Annotated in this window: 13 protein-coding genes; 4 read left to right on the forward strand and 9 right to left on the reverse strand. The window is 62.8% G+C overall.

Features of this window, described 5'->3' with window-relative positions; genetic code table 11:
* Positions 1–13: 13 nt before the first annotated feature.
* From P9217_RS16485 to P9217_RS16495, 3 genes are all read right to left on the reverse strand, one after another.
* Entirely contained in the window at positions 14–865 is an 852-nt protein-coding gene (locus P9217_RS16485; protein ID WP_095826158.1) for a carbohydrate ABC transporter permease, read from the reverse strand.
* Entirely contained in the window at positions 865–1,749 is an 885-nt protein-coding gene (locus P9217_RS16490; RefSeq protein WP_067320472.1) for a sugar ABC transporter permease, read from the reverse strand. The genes P9217_RS16485 and P9217_RS16490 overlap by 1 nt, the downstream gene beginning before the upstream one ends.
* Positions 1,750–1,814: 65 nt before the next feature.
* Complete coding sequence (locus tag P9217_RS16495) at positions 1,815–3,083, reverse strand: ABC transporter substrate-binding protein (RefSeq protein ID WP_278087283.1); 1,269 nt, start codon at positions 3,081–3,083, stop codon at positions 1,815–1,817.
* Between the two features lie 114 nt (positions 3,084–3,197).
* On the opposite strand from P9217_RS16495, the gene P9217_RS16500 reads away from it, so the two are divergent.
* Positions 3,198–4,397: an ROK family protein gene (locus P9217_RS16500; protein ID WP_067320474.1), complete on the forward strand. Its 1,200-nt coding sequence runs from the start codon at positions 3,198–3,200 to the stop codon at positions 4,395–4,397.
* 217 nt (positions 4,398–4,614) lie between these two features.
* Here the strand turns inward: P9217_RS16500 and P9217_RS16505 are convergent, their stop codons facing one another.
* From P9217_RS16505 to P9217_RS16525, 5 genes are all read right to left on the reverse strand, one after another.
* On the reverse strand, positions 4,615–5,076 hold the full coding sequence (locus P9217_RS16505; protein WP_278087284.1) for a phasin: 462 nt from the start codon (positions 5,074–5,076) through the stop codon (positions 4,615–4,617).
* 367 nt (positions 5,077–5,443) lie between these two features.
* The gene (gene otnK / locus P9217_RS16510; protein WP_278087285.1) at positions 5,444–6,721 is read right to left on the reverse strand and encodes a 3-oxo-tetronate kinase; all 1,278 of its coding nucleotides are present in this window, start codon (positions 6,719–6,721) and stop codon (positions 5,444–5,446) included.
* The gene (gene otnI, locus P9217_RS16515) at positions 6,718–7,527 is read right to left on the reverse strand and encodes a 2-oxo-tetronate isomerase (RefSeq protein ID WP_127245913.1); all 810 of its coding nucleotides are present in this window, start codon (positions 7,525–7,527) and stop codon (positions 6,718–6,720) included. Before otnI ends, otnK begins: the two co-directional genes overlap by 4 nt.
* A 17-nt stretch (positions 7,528–7,544) precedes the next feature.
* Positions 7,545–8,516, reverse strand: coding sequence for an L-threonate dehydrogenase (ltnD, locus tag P9217_RS16520; RefSeq protein ID WP_278087286.1), 972 nt, complete (start codon positions 8,514–8,516; stop codon positions 7,545–7,547).
* Between the two features lie 32 nt (positions 8,517–8,548).
* The gene (locus P9217_RS16525) at positions 8,549–9,862 is read right to left on the reverse strand and encodes an MFS transporter (protein WP_067320488.1); all 1,314 of its coding nucleotides are present in this window, start codon (positions 9,860–9,862) and stop codon (positions 8,549–8,551) included.
* Between the two features lie 220 nt (positions 9,863–10,082).
* On the opposite strand from P9217_RS16525, the gene P9217_RS16530 reads away from it, so the two are divergent.
* Together P9217_RS16530 and P9217_RS16535 are read left to right on the forward strand one after the other, a co-directional pair.
* Positions 10,083–11,084, forward strand: a complete 1,002-nt coding sequence (locus tag P9217_RS16530; protein WP_245475204.1) for a LacI family DNA-binding transcriptional regulator — start codon at positions 10,083–10,085, stop codon at positions 11,082–11,084.
* Entirely contained in the window at positions 11,081–11,746 is a 666-nt protein-coding gene (locus tag P9217_RS16535; protein WP_095826166.1) for an aldolase, read from the forward strand. Before P9217_RS16530 ends, P9217_RS16535 begins: the two co-directional genes overlap by 4 nt.
* A gap of 180 nt (positions 11,747–11,926) precedes the next feature.
* Here P9217_RS16535 and P9217_RS16540 read toward each other — a convergent pair whose 3' ends face one another.
* A complete protein-coding gene (locus tag P9217_RS16540; protein WP_067320497.1) occupies positions 11,927–12,445 on the reverse strand; it encodes a MarR family transcriptional regulator in 519 nt (172 codons plus the stop codon).
* On the opposite strand from P9217_RS16540, the gene P9217_RS16545 reads away from it, so the two are divergent.
* Positions 12,418–14,346, forward strand: a complete 1,929-nt coding sequence (locus P9217_RS16545; RefSeq protein WP_278087287.1) for a hypothetical protein — start codon at positions 12,418–12,420, stop codon at positions 14,344–14,346. The genes P9217_RS16540 and P9217_RS16545 overlap by 28 nt on opposite strands.
* Positions 14,347–14,446: the final 100 nt, after the last annotated feature.

Raw genomic sequence — 14,446 nt, forward strand, 5'->3', positions numbered from 1 at the left:
CAGGGTTCGCGGATCATCCCTTGACGGCTCCCATGGTGAGGCCGGCGACAAAGTGCTTCTGCATCATGAAGAACATCACGACCGGGGGCAGGGCGACGAAGATCGTGGCCGCCGAGACGATGTTCCAGGCCGATGTCCATTCGCCGCGCAGATTGTTCAAACCTGCGGTAACGGGTTTGACCGCGTCACTCTGGGTAAGGACGATCGCCCAGAAATAGTCGTTCCAGACGAAGGTGAAGGTGAGGATCGCGAGTGCCGCCAGTGCAGGCCGGACCAGCGGAACAACCACGTGGCGCAATGTCTGGAACGGCGAGGCGCCTTCGGCGCGCGCCGCCTGGAACAGTTCGCCCGGGAGAGCGGCGATGAAGTTGCGCATGAAAAGCGTGGCGAAGCCGGTCTGGAAGGCAATGTGGAAAACGATCAGCGCATAGACGGTGTCGTAGAGACCCAGCCTCACCATCAGGTCGCGGACCGGGATCATCATGATCTGCGCCGGCAGGAAATTGCCACCGACGAAGAGGGCGAAGATGAGGTTGGAGCCACGGAACTGGTAGCGCGACAAGACGAAGCCGGTCAGTGTCGACAGGATGAGAACGCCGATGACGGACGGAATGGTGATCAGCAGGCTGTTCAGGAAAAAGCGCAGCATGGCGGTCTGGTCGAAAACCGCCTTGTAGTTGTCGATCAGGCTGAATTTCTGCGGCCAGCCCCAATAGTTGCCGGCCATCAGCTCCTCGTTGGAACGGATCGAGGTCAGCATCACGGCGAGCAGAGGCAGCAGCCACAGGATCACGACCAGGGTTACACCACCTAGATAGAGGGCTCGCTGGATCCTGGCGTTTTCGGGAATGGGGCGCGGGTACATCAGGCGTTGCTCCGCTCGGCCTTGATGAGGCCACTGAGATACCAGGCGATGAAGACGATCATGATCACGAACAGCACGGTGGCGATCGCGGCGCCGTAGCCAAAGCGGTAGGAAAAGATCGACTCCTGATACATCTGGTAGGCGAGCACGGTGGACGAGCCATAGGGGCCGCCACTGGTCATGACCGCGATCATGTCGAAGGAGCGCAGCGCACCGATCACCGTCACCGCGATGGCGATGAAGCCGACCTGCGACAGTTGCGGCAGGACGACATGGCGCAACATGCGCCAGCCGCGCGCACCGTCGACGCGTCCGGCGGCGATCAGATCGTCGTTGAGGCTGTTCAGTCCCGCCAGGAACAGGATCATGCAGAACGCGATCTGTGGCCATAGACCGGCGGCGGCTACCGCGAAGGTGACGAAGGTCTCGTCTGAAAGCAGCGCCGGGGCGGTACCGCCAAAGGCGCCGAAGAGAAGCTGCAGCAGCCCGAAGTTTGGATCATAGACCCATCCGAACACGACACCGACGGTGACGGTCGCCAGCACAAGCGGCACGAAGAACAGCGACTTGAGGATGCGCATGCCTCGGATCTGCTGATTCACGATCAGCGCAAGCGCCAGGCCGATCGGCGGCGCCAGCATGAAGATCAGCAGCCAGATTACGTTGTTCTTGAGCGAGACGTAGAACTGCGGATCGTCGGCCAGTTCGACATAGTTGGCGAGCCCGACCCAGGTCTTGGCGCCAATCCCATCCCAGTCGTGCAGCGAAATCCAGACCGTCTCGATGGAGGCGGCAAGGATCACCGAGCCGAACAGGATGAGGCCCGGCAGCAGGAAAAGTACCGGCGTCAACCAATGACGATTTCTGCGCCAGACAGGAGGCATGGCGTTCCATCCGAAAAAAGAGAGACGGGAGCCGCCGAAAGGCGGCGCCCGTCAGCCAGGGAGGATCAACCGAAGATTCTCTTGCGGGTTTTTTCGAGGCGCTTGAGGATCTGCTCACGTCGCTCAGGCTTGACCATGAATTCCTGCAGCCCCGCCATCCCTTCCTGGGCCATGTCCGGATCGGTGTCGCGATCGTAATATTGCGATGTTCCAACCACTTTCTTCAGTTCCTCGACCGCAGCATTGACCAGCGGGTCCTTGCTTGGCGGGCAGTCGTTGCGAGGCGGGATGGCGCCTTCGGCGGCGAGGAATGCGCCCAGATTTTCCGGCTTGTAGAAATAGGCGAGGAAGTCGCGCGCACCCTGCTTGTTCTTCGCATTCGCCGGAACGTGGATGGAGTTGACCGAAAAATCCTCGTAGCGGGCGACCCCGGGAACGATCTCGGGAAATGGCGCGTAGGCAAGCTGAGGCAAATCCGCTTCCGGAAAAGCGGATCGAACGAAGCCGCCCAGGTCCATCATTGCCGCCTTCTTTTGCGCTAGGGCAGCACCCGCCTGCTCCCATCCGAACGAACTGTGGCTCGGCGAGAAGAAGCCCGCCTTGATCAGATCGTTCCATTTGTCGAAGACTGGCGTCAACATCGGATCGGTGTAGGGAACTTTGCCGTCCATCAGCGCTATGTGCTTGTCGAGCCCGTTGATGCGCAGGTTCATATGGTCGAACCAGCCGCCCGCCGGCCAAAGCTCCTTGGTGCCCATGCTGATCGGGATCATCTTCGCGGACTTTGCCGCCTCGCCGAAGGCTAGGAAGTCGTTCCAGGTCTTGGGCGGTGTCCAGTTGTGTTCGGCGAAGACGTCCTTGCGATAGAAGAGGCCCCAGAGAAGACCTCCCATCGGCAGGCCATACTGCTTTCCGTCGACGGTAACCGCGCTTGTGGTGGCGCCGAGAACGCTCTTGTAGTTCTCCTTGGCGAACAGATCGGAGATGTCGTCAAAAAGGCCCTTGTTGACGAAGGCCTTCATGCGGTTGCCGGAAAACCAGAAGCAGATATCCGGAGCGCCGACGACAAGATAGCTGCGGATTGCCGTCTTATGGGCCTCGTGGTCCATGTTGTTGATGACGATCTTGGCGCCTGATTTTGTCTCATACTCGCTCGCCAGCCGCTGCAGGATCTGTCGCTGCTCGACATTGCTGAGGTTGGAAATGATGGTGATTTCCTGCGCCTGGGCCAAGGCCGGGAGGCAAAGACCAGTCGCCGAAGCTGCGAGTGCCGCGCCAGTGCCCTTGAGGAAACGGCGCCTTGTTGTGGTGAACGCGGAAAAGTCGCTGGTCATGGCTTCTATCTCCTCCCTGAGAACAGCCGGATTCCAATTGAACCATGCGAATTCGTAGCGTATGGATGTCAGCATGGTCAATACTTAATTTACAAAATTAATTATGAGGCAGGAATGAAGCTCAAAGGCGATCAGCAAACGGCCCGCGCGATCAACCGGCGGCTGATCCTGAACCTGCTGCGAAGGCAAGGTGCTATAAGCCGCGCCGAAATCGCCTCTGTTACGGGCCTCAGCCCCGCGGCCGTGACGTTCGTCGTGTCTGAATTGCTCGAGGAAAATATTCTGGTGGAAGGGGAGGCGAGTCTTGGCGCGCCGGGACGTCGACCTATCCCGATCAACATAAACTACGCCGGCAGGCTTGTGGCCGGGCTCAAGCTGAAGGTAGGCGGCATCGATTGTGTGCTGACCGATCTTGCCACGACTCCACTTGTTACGAAGCAGGTCGTTGTCCCCGATCTTTCGCCACAAAGTACGGTGGAGGCCTGCGCCTCGGCAGTCGAGGAGCTGGTTTCCGACCGCAGGGCACCGACAGGCGCCCAGCTCAGCGGGATCGGCATCGCTGTACCAGGCGTCATCGATAACGGTGTCTGCCGGTTGAGCCACCGGTTCAATTGGGCCGATGTGCCGATCGCTGCGATGCTTGCCGAACGCGTGCGCGTACCCGTCTGGGCGGACGACGACACCAACGCATTTGCGCTCGCGCAACAATTGTTCGGACTTGGCCGGCATCATCGCACCGTCGGGGCCCTGGCCATCGGGGCCGGCATCAGCTGCGCGGTGGTCATCGATGGCTCTGTCCATCACGGCGCGAATGGCGCCGCGGGCAAGATGGGTCACTCGACATACGATCCGAACGGGCCGCCATGCGAGTGTGGCAGGCGCGGTTGCCTGCAGACCTTCTTCTCGGAACCGGCCCTGGTGCGGCGATGGAAGGAGGCCAGGCGACTCGCTGGTGAAGTGACGCGCCACGACATGCTGAACGCGGCCAAGACTGGAGACCGGGCAGCCATAGACCTGCTGCAGGAGGCAGGCGAGGGGATTGGACGATACCTGGGCGGTTTCTGCAATATCATCGATCCGGAAGTGATTGTCGGCGGGGGCGAAGCCGTCACCTTTGGCGACTATCTGTTCGGGCCAATGCGCGATGCATTGAAGCGTTATGCCATGTGGAACCCGCCACCGATTACACCCGATTGGGCAGACGATTCCTGGGCGCGTGGCGCCGCGGCGCTTGCGACCCAAAGGCTCTTCGACTTCGAAAGCAGCCCCGGAGAAATCGCCGGCACTGGGCTGCAACGATCAATGGTCAAGTAGCTGCAGGACCAAAGCGGCGTCCTCGTCCCGATTTCGGGCCTTCGTCTCTGCGCGCCTTTCCGTAGCCAACTGTTTGGAAAAGCGATGCTTGGCCGATAGTTGCGATTTGTGCAAAGGACGCCGGCCGAATGGAAGAAGACCGGCGCGAGTGTGCCGGTCTTGATGTCGTAACGAGCAGAGGAGGTCGGCGACCTCCGGTCCCGGATTGCCTGAGCAGTCAAGCAGCCTTGAGGTTCTTCAAAGCCTTTTCGAAGGCATCCTTGATCGGCTTGGATACGTCTTCGGTGGCTCTCAACATCACCGCCTGCAGGGTCTTGGCCTGCTCGACGGAAGTGTCGATCTGTTTGTTCACGAAAGCGGCCTGCAGCTCGAAGAACTCGGATGGCGACTTCATGGCGGCCAGTGCTTCGAGGTGAGCGAAGCCGGCTTCGGCATTGGCTCGCAGAGCTGCGATCGTCTTCAGCGACACCTCGTTGCGGGTGGTCTTGGCCACCTCAAGGGTCGACTCAAGAGCCTTTTGAGTCGTCTCGGCGTTCGATTCCAATTTGGAAAATGCTTCCTTCGCCTGCTCAACGCCCTGTTCGGCGACAGCGCGGACCTGCTCGGTAACCTTGTACCGCTCGTAAGTAGCGGATTCCGCGTTTTCGATCGTTTCGGTCTTGCCGGGGATCTTGGACATTTTCCATCCTTTTCCAGAGAGTGGCATTACACAAAGCCCCCCTGTTTCATCTACGAAATCGACACAACGGATTTATGAAGGGGAGAATTGTCGCTCGAGGGCACCACTGCGGCGGCCGGCGCGCTGCCGGCAGCGATCGGTGCCAACGTGGAAGGGCAAAAGCCTGAACTGCCCGTGCGGGCCGGAGGCAGCCTGGGGTGCCAAACGCGGCCATCAGGCCGAGCGCGATCTTGGCTGTCGTCATTCGGCAGGTCCGCCGGCCGAAATTGAGCATCACCTTCTTAGGAGCGGCCTCTTCGGAATCCATCGCTGCCATTCGACCTTGGCGCGACCTTCTCAGTTGTCCTTGTACAGCCAAGACTCCGTCTCATGCCAAAACGGCCAAGGCGTCGGCGAAGAAACGGTCGCCGCCGAAATTGCCTGACTTTAGGGCAAGCAGCAGCTCGCCGTGCGGGCTGCCGAGTGCACGCAGCGCTGGGACACCCGCGGCGATTTCGGGGCCCAACTCGAAGGCGGGAATGGCAAGCTGGTCCACGACGGCGCCGGACGTCTCGCCTCCCGCCACGACCAACCTGCGCACGCCGAGTTCGACCAGACCTTCGGCGATGGTCGCCAACGACTGCTCGATCGCTTGACCGGCAGCGTCACGTCCATGCCGCGCCTGCAGCGCCGAAACCACCTCGGGCGATCCGCTGCTGGCGATGAGGACGGGGCCATCGGCCAAGCGGGCGGCGGCCCAGGCGAGCGCACGGTGCGTCTCCGCCACTCCGCTCATCAGCCTTTCCGGATCGAGCCTCAGCACGGGCATCGTCTCTTCGGCGCGGGCAATCTGCGTCAGTGTCGCCCGCGAACAGCTGCCGGCGAGGCACGCCGCAGGCCCCTCGACCGGCCGGTCCCGCAGCACCGTCCGTTGATGGCGCCGCGCGGTGCCGGCGGCGACCAGGCCGCGGGCGAGACCCAGTCCCAGGCCGGACGCTCCGACCGACAGGCGTTGTGCCAAGGCTGCCGCGCCGATCGCTTCAAGATCGCTCTCGAAGACGGCGTCGGCGATTGCCGCTCCGGCTCCATCTTGGGAAAGCGCCGCGTTGCGCGCGCGGATCGCGTCCGCGCCGCGCGCGACCGTCGCGAGGTCGACCGACCCGACCGCTGCCTTGCTCTGCCGGGCGAGTACGCGCACCAGATTGGCATCGCGCATGGGATTGAGCGGGTGATCCTTGAGCGGACTCTCGTTGAGCGGCACCGCGCCGACGAAAAGATTCCCCTGGTAGACGGTTCGGCCGGTTTCCGGAAAGGCCGGCGTCACCAAAACCGATTTCTCATCCACGTCGTGACGCAAGGCGTCCAGCACCGGGCCGATATTGCCAGCATCGGTGGAATCGAAGGTCGAGCAGATCTTGTACATCACATGCGCTGCCCCGCGGGCGCGCAGCCATTGGTCGGCCGCGCGGGCGCGCTCCACCGCCTGCGCGGCGGCAACCGAACGGATCTTGAGCGAGACGACAACCGCGTCGACCTCGGGGAGATCGAGACCAGCGGCCGGAATGCCGATGGTTTGAACCGTGCGAAGACCTTCCTTGGCGAGCGTGTTGGCCAGGTCGGACGCGCCTGTGTAGTCGTCCGCAATTGCGCCGAGGGCGAGGCTCATGGCGAAACTCCGATGCCGGCCTGGGGGAGGGGCCCGCTGGCAAAGGGGGCGAACCAGCCGAGCCCCTCAAGTGTCTTGCCGCCGGGCCGATATTCGCAACCGACGAAACCATCATAGCCCAGCCCGTCCAGTTCCGCGAAGATGAACCGGTCGTTGAGCTCTTCCGAAGTCGGCTCATGGCGGGAGGGCACGCTTGCGATCTGGACATGGCCAATGATCGGCAGCAGCCGGCGCAACGCCATGACGACATCGCCGTGCAGGATCTGGCGGTGGTAGACATCGAACTGCAGCTTGAGATTGGGCAGGGCCAGTTCGCCGATGAGCTGCTCGGCAAAGTCGAAGTCATTGAGGAAATAGCCCGGCATGTCGCGGCCATTGATTGGTTCGATCACCAGGTCGATGCCGCGATCGGCAAGCTTGCCGGCGGTCCAGATGATCGCTTTGCGATAGGTATCCACGGCCGCCCTGTCCTCGCGAGCGGCGAGCCCCGACATCAAATGCAGACGCTTCACGCCCGTGGCCTCCGCGTAGGGAAGGGCAAATGCCACGGCGGCCTGGAGCTCGGCAAATCGATCGGGCAAGGCGGCCAATCCTCGCTCGCCGGCGGCCCAATCGCCAGGCGGCAAATTGAACAGAGCCTGGGTCAAACCGTATCTGCGAAGGCGCTCGCCGATCGCCTCGGGCGTGTGCTCGTAAGGAAACAGGAATTCGACCGCACGGAAGCCGGCATCGGCGGCCGCCTGGAACCGATCCAGGAACGGCCACTCGCTGAACATCATTGTCAGGTTGGCGGCAAAGCGGGGCATGGGCGATCCAGTCTTCCTCAGGCCGATGTCAGGCCGGTTTGGCCAGGTTCGCGGGTGGCGGGCAGTTCGGTGCCGGTGATCTTTGCGTAGAGCCGGGCGACGGATGCGTCGTCGTCCCGGCCCATTCCAGCCGCCGAGGTCGCCAGGAACATCTGTAGCGCGGCCGCGGCCACCGGCACCGGGAATTTGGCGCTGCGGGCCATATCCTGAATGATGCCGAGGTCCTTGACGAAGATGTCGACCGCGCTGCGCGGTGTGTAGTCGCCGTCCAGCACGTGCGGCACCCGGTTCTCGAACATCCACGAATTGCCTGCGGAGGCAGTTATCACCTCGTAGACCTTGCGGATGTCCAGCCCTTGCCGGGCGGCAAATGCGATGGCTTCGCTGGCCGCCGCTATGTGCACGCCAGCAAGCAACTGGTTGATCATCTTGAAGGCTGCACCAACGCCCGGCTCGTCACCGAGTTCATAGACGTTGGTGGCTATTGCATCCAGTGCCGGCCGCGCTCTGGCGAAGGCGGCAGGGCTGCCGGAGGCCAGAATGGTGAGCGCACCCTCGGCGGCGCGCACCGACCCGCCGCTGATCGGCGCGTCGAGATAGAGCCGTCCCGTCGCTTCGAGCGGCGTGGCAAGGCGGCGCACCGCATCGGGATCGATCGTGGCCGAGGAGACGAAAACCGCGCCCTCGGCCATGGTTTCGGCGACGCCGTTCGTACCGAACAGGATGGCCTCCGTTTGCGCGGCGTTGACGACCACCGACACGACGACGTCGGCACCTTCAGCGGCCTCGGCGGGGCTTGCCGCGCCTCGGCCGCCCGCGTCGACGAGCCGGGCGATGGCCGCGGCGTCCACGTCGAAGCCAGCCACTTCAAACCCGGCCCGCCTGAGCGACATGGCCATGCCAAGTCCCATGGAACCGATGCCGATCAGGGCGGCCCGGTTCGTCCTTGCTCCGGCGGGGTTTTCCTTGCTTCGATCATAAACGGTCATCACGGAGATCCTTGTTCGAAACGCAATCCGGTTTAGCGATTGACCAGCTTGGGTGGCGTCGTCAGCACCAGGACCGCGCCGAGCACCAGGATTGCGGCGAGCGCATACATGCCGACCTGCGTTGCGCCGGTCAAATCCTTCAGGTAGCCGACGAGATACGGGCTAACAAAGCCGGCCAGGTTGCCGACCGAATTGATGAGCGCAATGCCTGCCGCGGCACCTGTCCCGGCGAGAAATGAGGTCGGCAGCGACCAGAACAGCGGCGCACAGGTGATCGCTCCGGCCGCTGCAACGGACAGGAAGGCGATGGCGATCGTCAGATTCGAGCTGGCGGCCGCGACGACGAAACCGACGGCGCCGAGCAGTGCCGGAACGACCAGGTGCCAACGGCGCTCGCGATGCCTGTCAGCGCTGCGGCCGAACAGATTCATGACCACGACGGCACAGATGAAGGGGATCGCGCTGATCAGTCCGATATTGAAGTTTCCGGTGATGCCGGTCGCCTTGACCAGGGTCGGCATCCAGAAGGTCAGCCCGTACTGGCCCATCACGAAGGTGAAGTAGATCAGGCACATCAGCCAAACTCGGCGATCGCGGAAGATACCGGCTACCGAATGCCCACTCTCCTTGTGACGCTCCTCGCGTGCGATCTCCTCTTCCAGGGCCTGCTTTTCCGTTTCGCTCAGCCACTTGGCCTGACGAATGCCGTTGTCGAGGAAGAACAAGACAGCGATGCCGAGAAGGACGGCTGGAACCGCCTCGATAAGAAACATCCATTGCCATCCGGCGAGGCCGTGGGCGCCATCGAACGAATCCATGATCCAGCCGGAAAGAGGATTGCCCAATATGCCTGAGACCGGGATCGCGGACATGAACACCGCGATGATCTTGGCCCGGCGATGCGAGGGATACCAGTAGGTGAGGAAAAGGATGATCCCCGGGTAGAACCCGGCTTCGGCGACGCCCAGCAGAAAGCGCAACAGGTAGAATGTCGGGGCGGACGTGACGAACATGAAGCCAGCTGAGATCAAACCCCAGGTGATCATGATGCGCGCGATCCACATGCGCGCGCCGACCTTGTGAAGAATGACGTTGCTTGGCACCTCGAACAGGAAATAGCCGATGAAGAAGATGCCGGCGCCGAGGCCGTAGACGGTCTCGCTGAAGCCGAGGTCGGCCGACATCTGCAGCTTGGCGAAGCCGATGTTGACGCGATCGAGATAGGCAACGACGTAGCACAGCATCAGGAACGGCACGATCCGCCAGAAGACCTTGCTGTAGGCGGTTCTCCTCGTTTCGATTTCAGCTACGGCTTGCGCCGGTAGCGCAGGTGTAAGCACGGTCATTGGTTCCTCCCTTGACTGTGAATGGGGTGTCAGCGCGCCCTCCGATAGCGGCTTTGGCAGCGCTTGCGTAACTGGGTAACATGGATTGGCAGCGCTGCCAACGAAAAAGTGGCAGCGCTGCCAACAATCGTTTGAAAAGGTTGCCGCGACATGGCAAAAGAGGATGGACGGAGGCGAGGACGGTCCAGTGCGACGTCGCGCTCCATCAGGGAGATCGAAAGTGGCCGACGGCACGCCGACGGGGACGACGACCCTTACCGATGTCGCACGCGCGGCCGGCGTCGGCGAGAGCACCGCCTCGCGCGTGTTGCGCGGGCACGGTTCATTTTCGGCCAAGACACGCGAGAGCGTCCTCAATGCCGCGAGAAGCCTCGGCTATGTGCCGAACCGCATCGCCGGCACGCTGGCCTCGACCGGCTCCAAGCTGGTCGGGATCGTGATCCCGTCGCTCAGCAACATCGTCTTTCCGGACATGCTGCGCGGCGCCAACACGGTGCTGGTGGGCTCCGGATTCCAGCCTGTCGTCGCGGTGACGGACTACGAACAGGGCCGCGAGGAAACTCTCATCGAGTCGCTGCTTAGCTGGCGTCCGGCGGGTATGATGGTGGCCGGGCTCGAACACACCGAGCGTACCGTGGCCATGCTCAGGCACGCCCGCATCAGGGTCGCCGAACTGCTCGATTCCGATGGTGATGGCATCGACATCGTCGTCGGTTATTCCAACCGCGAGGCGGGAGGCGCGAGCGCGCGTCATCTGGTCTCGCGCGGCTATCGGCGCATCGGCTATGTGGGCCACGATCTCAGCCGCGATCTGCGCGCCGCCAAACGCTTGGCCGGATTTCGCTCGGCGCTCGCAGAGGCAGGCCTTGAAGTCGCCGCGGAAGAAATCATTCCCTCATCTTCGTCGATCGAGGCCGGGCGCGACGGTCTCGGCCGGCTGCTCGGGCGCGCCCCCGATCTCGATGCCGTCTATTTCTCTAACGACGACATGGCGATTGGCGGTTATTTCCATTGCCTTGCCCGCGGCATCGCCATCCCCGGCCGGTTGGCGATTTTCGGCTATAACGGCCTGGACGTCGCCCGCGCGGCGCCGCAACCGCTTTCCACCATCCGGACGCCACGCGTCGCGGTCGGAGAGACCGGCGCCCGGCTGGTCTGCTCCGACGGGCCGCCGACGAAGATCGATCTCGGGTTCGAACTGATCGAGGGAGCCACAACATGAGCGAGGCCAAACTTCGCGAAGAGATATGCCGCTTCGGCCGTTCCCTATTCGAGCGCGGGCTGACACCGGGATCATCGGGCAATATCAGTCTGCGGCTCGATGACGGCGGCTGGCTTGTGACGCCGACCAACGCATCGCTGGGCTTTCTCGATCCGGCTCGCCTTGCCAGGCTCGACGCGCAAGGGCGGCTCGTCGCGGGCGATGCGCCGACCAAGGAAATCCCCCTGCATACCGCCCTCTACGAGACGCGGGCAGCAGCGCGTGCGATTGTGCACCTGCACTCCACCCATGCGGTGGCCGTCACCATGCTTCCCGAGATCGATCCCAAGTCGGTCCTGCCGCCAATGACGCCGTACTATCTCATGCGCGCCGGACAGACGGCTTTGGTGCCATATTTCCGTCCCGGAGACCCTGCGGTAGCCGATGCAATCAAAGGGCTCGCTGGACGCTACTCTTCGGTGCTACTCGCCAACCATGGTCCCGTTGTCGCGGGCGAGACGCTTGAGGCGGCGGTATTCGCTACCGAAGAGCTGGAGGAAACGGCAAAGCTCTATCTGCTTCTGCGCGGCCTCAACCCCCGCTATCTGTCACCGGAGCAGGTCAGCGACCTGGTGCGGACTTTTGGGCTTTCGCTGCAGGAGCATGGTGCGCACGACCACTGAGACCCGATTTCGACTTCGTGAGGCGCTCCTGGATTGCATAGGTCGGGGGTATTACCTGAGCATGTTGCTAAGGGAGTGCGCCTCGTTGAAGATGTCCTGACGGCCGGCAGCCTTACGAGATACAGGGCTGGCCGCTACCGAGTTGCGGTCGAGATTGCTTCTCTCTCGCGCTGTTCGGCACTAGACGTTCCGGCGGCGGGCGGACATTCGCCCCGGACCGTCGCTGTCTATCGGTCGAGTTGCGGTCAGGCCGGCTTCGATGGATCTGAGAAGCTCAAGCGCGGCATTGAGCTTGCGTGTGTCGCCGCCGGCGGCCTCGGATACGGCAGTTGCCCACTCCTTGCGCACCAGGGCGTAATTGTGGGCTCCCCGCCGGGTGCGATGGACGCTGACGCCCCGGCGATCTTGCGGGTCGACATGGCGCTCGATCAGCCCCTTGCCTTCCAGGTCGCGCAGCACGGTGGAAACATTGGTGCGCTGCAGCCCGGTCGCCGTCGCGATCTGGCTGGGCGTTGCGGAAGCGTGCGCAACCAGGTGGCGCATCACCATGCCCTCCGATTGCGACAGCGACAGCGCTTTCTCGTCCCTGTAACCGCGAAACTGAATCTCACGGGCAATGATGAGGATGAGGTCGGCCAGGTCCGCCCAGCGAACAGCCGGGGGAGCTTTGCGTGCGGACGAGTCCGGATCGGTTTCCATGGGGCGCAGTTTACAGACTTCAAGATCTCCTTGCGCTTTACGGCACCGACGAGCCGCTTCCGCAACGGAGGCTTCTTGCCGCCGGACCGCTGACCGCCGTTCTCGAGGACGGCAATCTGCGGACGATCTGTTTTGCCGGCGTGGAGGTGGTGCGGGCGATCAACTATCTTGCGCGCGATGCGTCCTGGGGGACTTACAAGGCCGAACTGTCCAACATGCGCATTTCCGAGGACGGCACGTCGTTCGAGCTTCGCTATGACGGACTCTGCGCCGGCCCGCAGGGACGTTTCGCCTATCGCATGAAGATTCGTGGCGACGCTTCGGGCGAGCTGACCTTGCAAGCGGATGGCGTGGCGCTCACCGATTTTCCCACCAACCGCACCGGTTTCGTGGTGCTTCATCCTTCAGAGGCGGCGGGCAAAAGGCTGACCATCCGGCATAGCGACGGAAGCATCGAGGAGACGACATTTCCCAAATTGATCAGCCCGGACCAGCCTGCCTTCGACATTTCAGCGCTGACGCACGAGCCAGCACCCGGCCTGGTCTGCGCCGTTGCCATGGAAGGCGATGCCTTCGAGATGGAGGACCAGCGCAACTGGACGGACGCCTCGTTCAAGACTTATGTGCGGCCGCTCTCAAAGCCCCGACCTTATGTCATCGGCAAAGGTGTGAAGGACATACAGCGCGTCACGGTTTCCGTGCGCGCCGAGACATCGGCGCCTGGACCGGCTATCAGCAGTCCAGCAACCCTGACCCTTGGCGGACCTGCCGGGCGGATGTCGTCGATAGCGCTGTTCGTCGATCCCGACCAACTGCCGGCAGCCATCGCCGGCGCGGCTTCGCTTGGCCCGGTGCCGGAGATCATACTGCGCTTCGACAGCGCGCGCGGGCATGATCAACGCGTGCTGGAAAAGGCGGCCGAGCTTGCGAGCGAGCTTGGCGGCGGGCTGGCGGTCGAGGCGATCTTTGATGCGATCCACCCCGGGGTCGAGGCCCAGGGTCTTGCAGCTATGGTTCGCTTGGCGGGCGTCGAACCGAGCGCCATTCTGGTTTCACCACGGCGCGAATTCAAGACACGCCCCTCGAACTATTTGCCGAACGGTGAGCGACCGATTGACGAGATCGTGCAGGCATTGCGGGCTGTCGGTCTCGCTTGTCCGATTGGGGCTGGTACGCCCTCCCTATTCACCGAATTCAACCGCAACCCGCCGACCGGCGATGCGGATTTCGTCTTCTTCGGCAACAGCGCCATCGTGCATGCCGCCGATGAGCAGTCGGTCATGGAAACCCTGACCGTTTATCCTGCAGTCATGGAGACAGCACGGCAATTGTGTCCCGGAAAGCCGATCTGGCTTGGGCCTTGCACGATCGGCTTGCGGCACAATCCCTATGGTGAGGCGGTCGCAGCCAATCCCGGAAATACCCGGGTGCCCGCCGCCGGCACCGACCCGCGTCAGCGGGCATTGTTCGGTGCCGCCTTTGCCGTCGGCGTCGCGGCCCGGGCCGCTGAGACCGCCGCCGAGCGGTTGATATTGGCAGCACCGACTGGCCCCTTCGGTCTCTTGAACGAGGACGGCTCCCGACGACCTTTGCAAGCCGTCCATGCCCAAATCGCTGAGGCCGCCGGCGTCGAACGCTATCGGATTTCGAGTGATTGGCCAGGCGTGGCAGCAATTGCCTTTCGTCGCGGCAACACGATCCGCGTGCTGGCGGCCAACCTGACCCCCGTGCCGATCTACATAGCGCTATCCTCGGATGCTAAACTGCTTTGCGTTGCAGGTGAGGACACGAAGCCGGCGAAGTGCCCGCTGACCACCCATACATTGGGGCCGTACAACTCTGTCGCTCTTCAGTTTGTCCAAACACCAAGTCGACCAGACGGCAGGCCCAGGAAAAGCTGAACGTCAAGATACGCAATCCAAAGCGGGATGTCTCGTCTCCCAGCTATTTGCGCGGGCGGGATGATGGCGCCCGGCAGGAGCATGGAGTGCGCGGACAGGC

The sequence above is a fragment of the Mesorhizobium sp. WSM4989 genome, assembly GCF_029625795.1.
In the GTDB taxonomy this organism is placed as follows: domain Bacteria; phylum Pseudomonadota; class Alphaproteobacteria; order Rhizobiales; family Rhizobiaceae; genus Mesorhizobium.

What these genes read in the sequence shown, in the direction of transcription:
- P9217_RS16485 (WP_095826158.1), bottom strand. Translation starts at nt 865, where the DNA reads ATGTACCCGCGCCCCATTCCCGAAAACGCCAGGATCCAGCGAGCCCTC.
- P9217_RS16490 (WP_067320472.1), bottom strand. Translation starts at nt 1,749, where the DNA reads ATGCCTCCTGTCTGGCGCAGAAATCGTCATTGGTTGACGCCGGTACTT.
- P9217_RS16495 (WP_278087283.1), bottom strand. Translation starts at nt 3,083, where the DNA reads ATGACCAGCGACTTTTCCGCGTTCACCACAACAAGGCGCCGTTTCCTC.
- P9217_RS16500 (WP_067320474.1), top strand. Translation starts at nt 3,198, where the DNA reads ATGAAGCTCAAAGGCGATCAGCAAACGGCCCGCGCGATCAACCGGCGG.
- P9217_RS16505 (WP_278087284.1), bottom strand. Translation starts at nt 5,076, where the DNA reads ATGTCCAAGATCCCCGGCAAGACCGAAACGATCGAAAACGCGGAATCC.
- otnK (WP_278087285.1), bottom strand. Translation starts at nt 6,721, where the DNA reads ATGAGCCTCGCCCTCGGCGCAATTGCGGACGACTACACAGGCGCGTCC.
- otnI (WP_127245913.1), bottom strand. Translation starts at nt 7,527, where the DNA reads ATGCCCCGCTTTGCCGCCAACCTGACAATGATGTTCAGCGAGTGGCCG.
- ltnD (WP_278087286.1), bottom strand. Translation starts at nt 8,516, where the DNA reads ATGACCGTTTATGATCGAAGCAAGGAAAACCCCGCCGGAGCAAGGACG.
- P9217_RS16525 (WP_067320488.1), bottom strand. Translation starts at nt 9,862, where the DNA reads ATGACCGTGCTTACACCTGCGCTACCGGCGCAAGCCGTAGCTGAAATC.
- P9217_RS16535 (WP_095826166.1), top strand. Translation starts at nt 11,081, where the DNA reads ATGAGCGAGGCCAAACTTCGCGAAGAGATATGCCGCTTCGGCCGTTCC.
- P9217_RS16540 (WP_067320497.1), bottom strand. Translation starts at nt 12,445, where the DNA reads ATGGAAACCGATCCGGACTCGTCCGCACGCAAAGCTCCCCCGGCTGTT.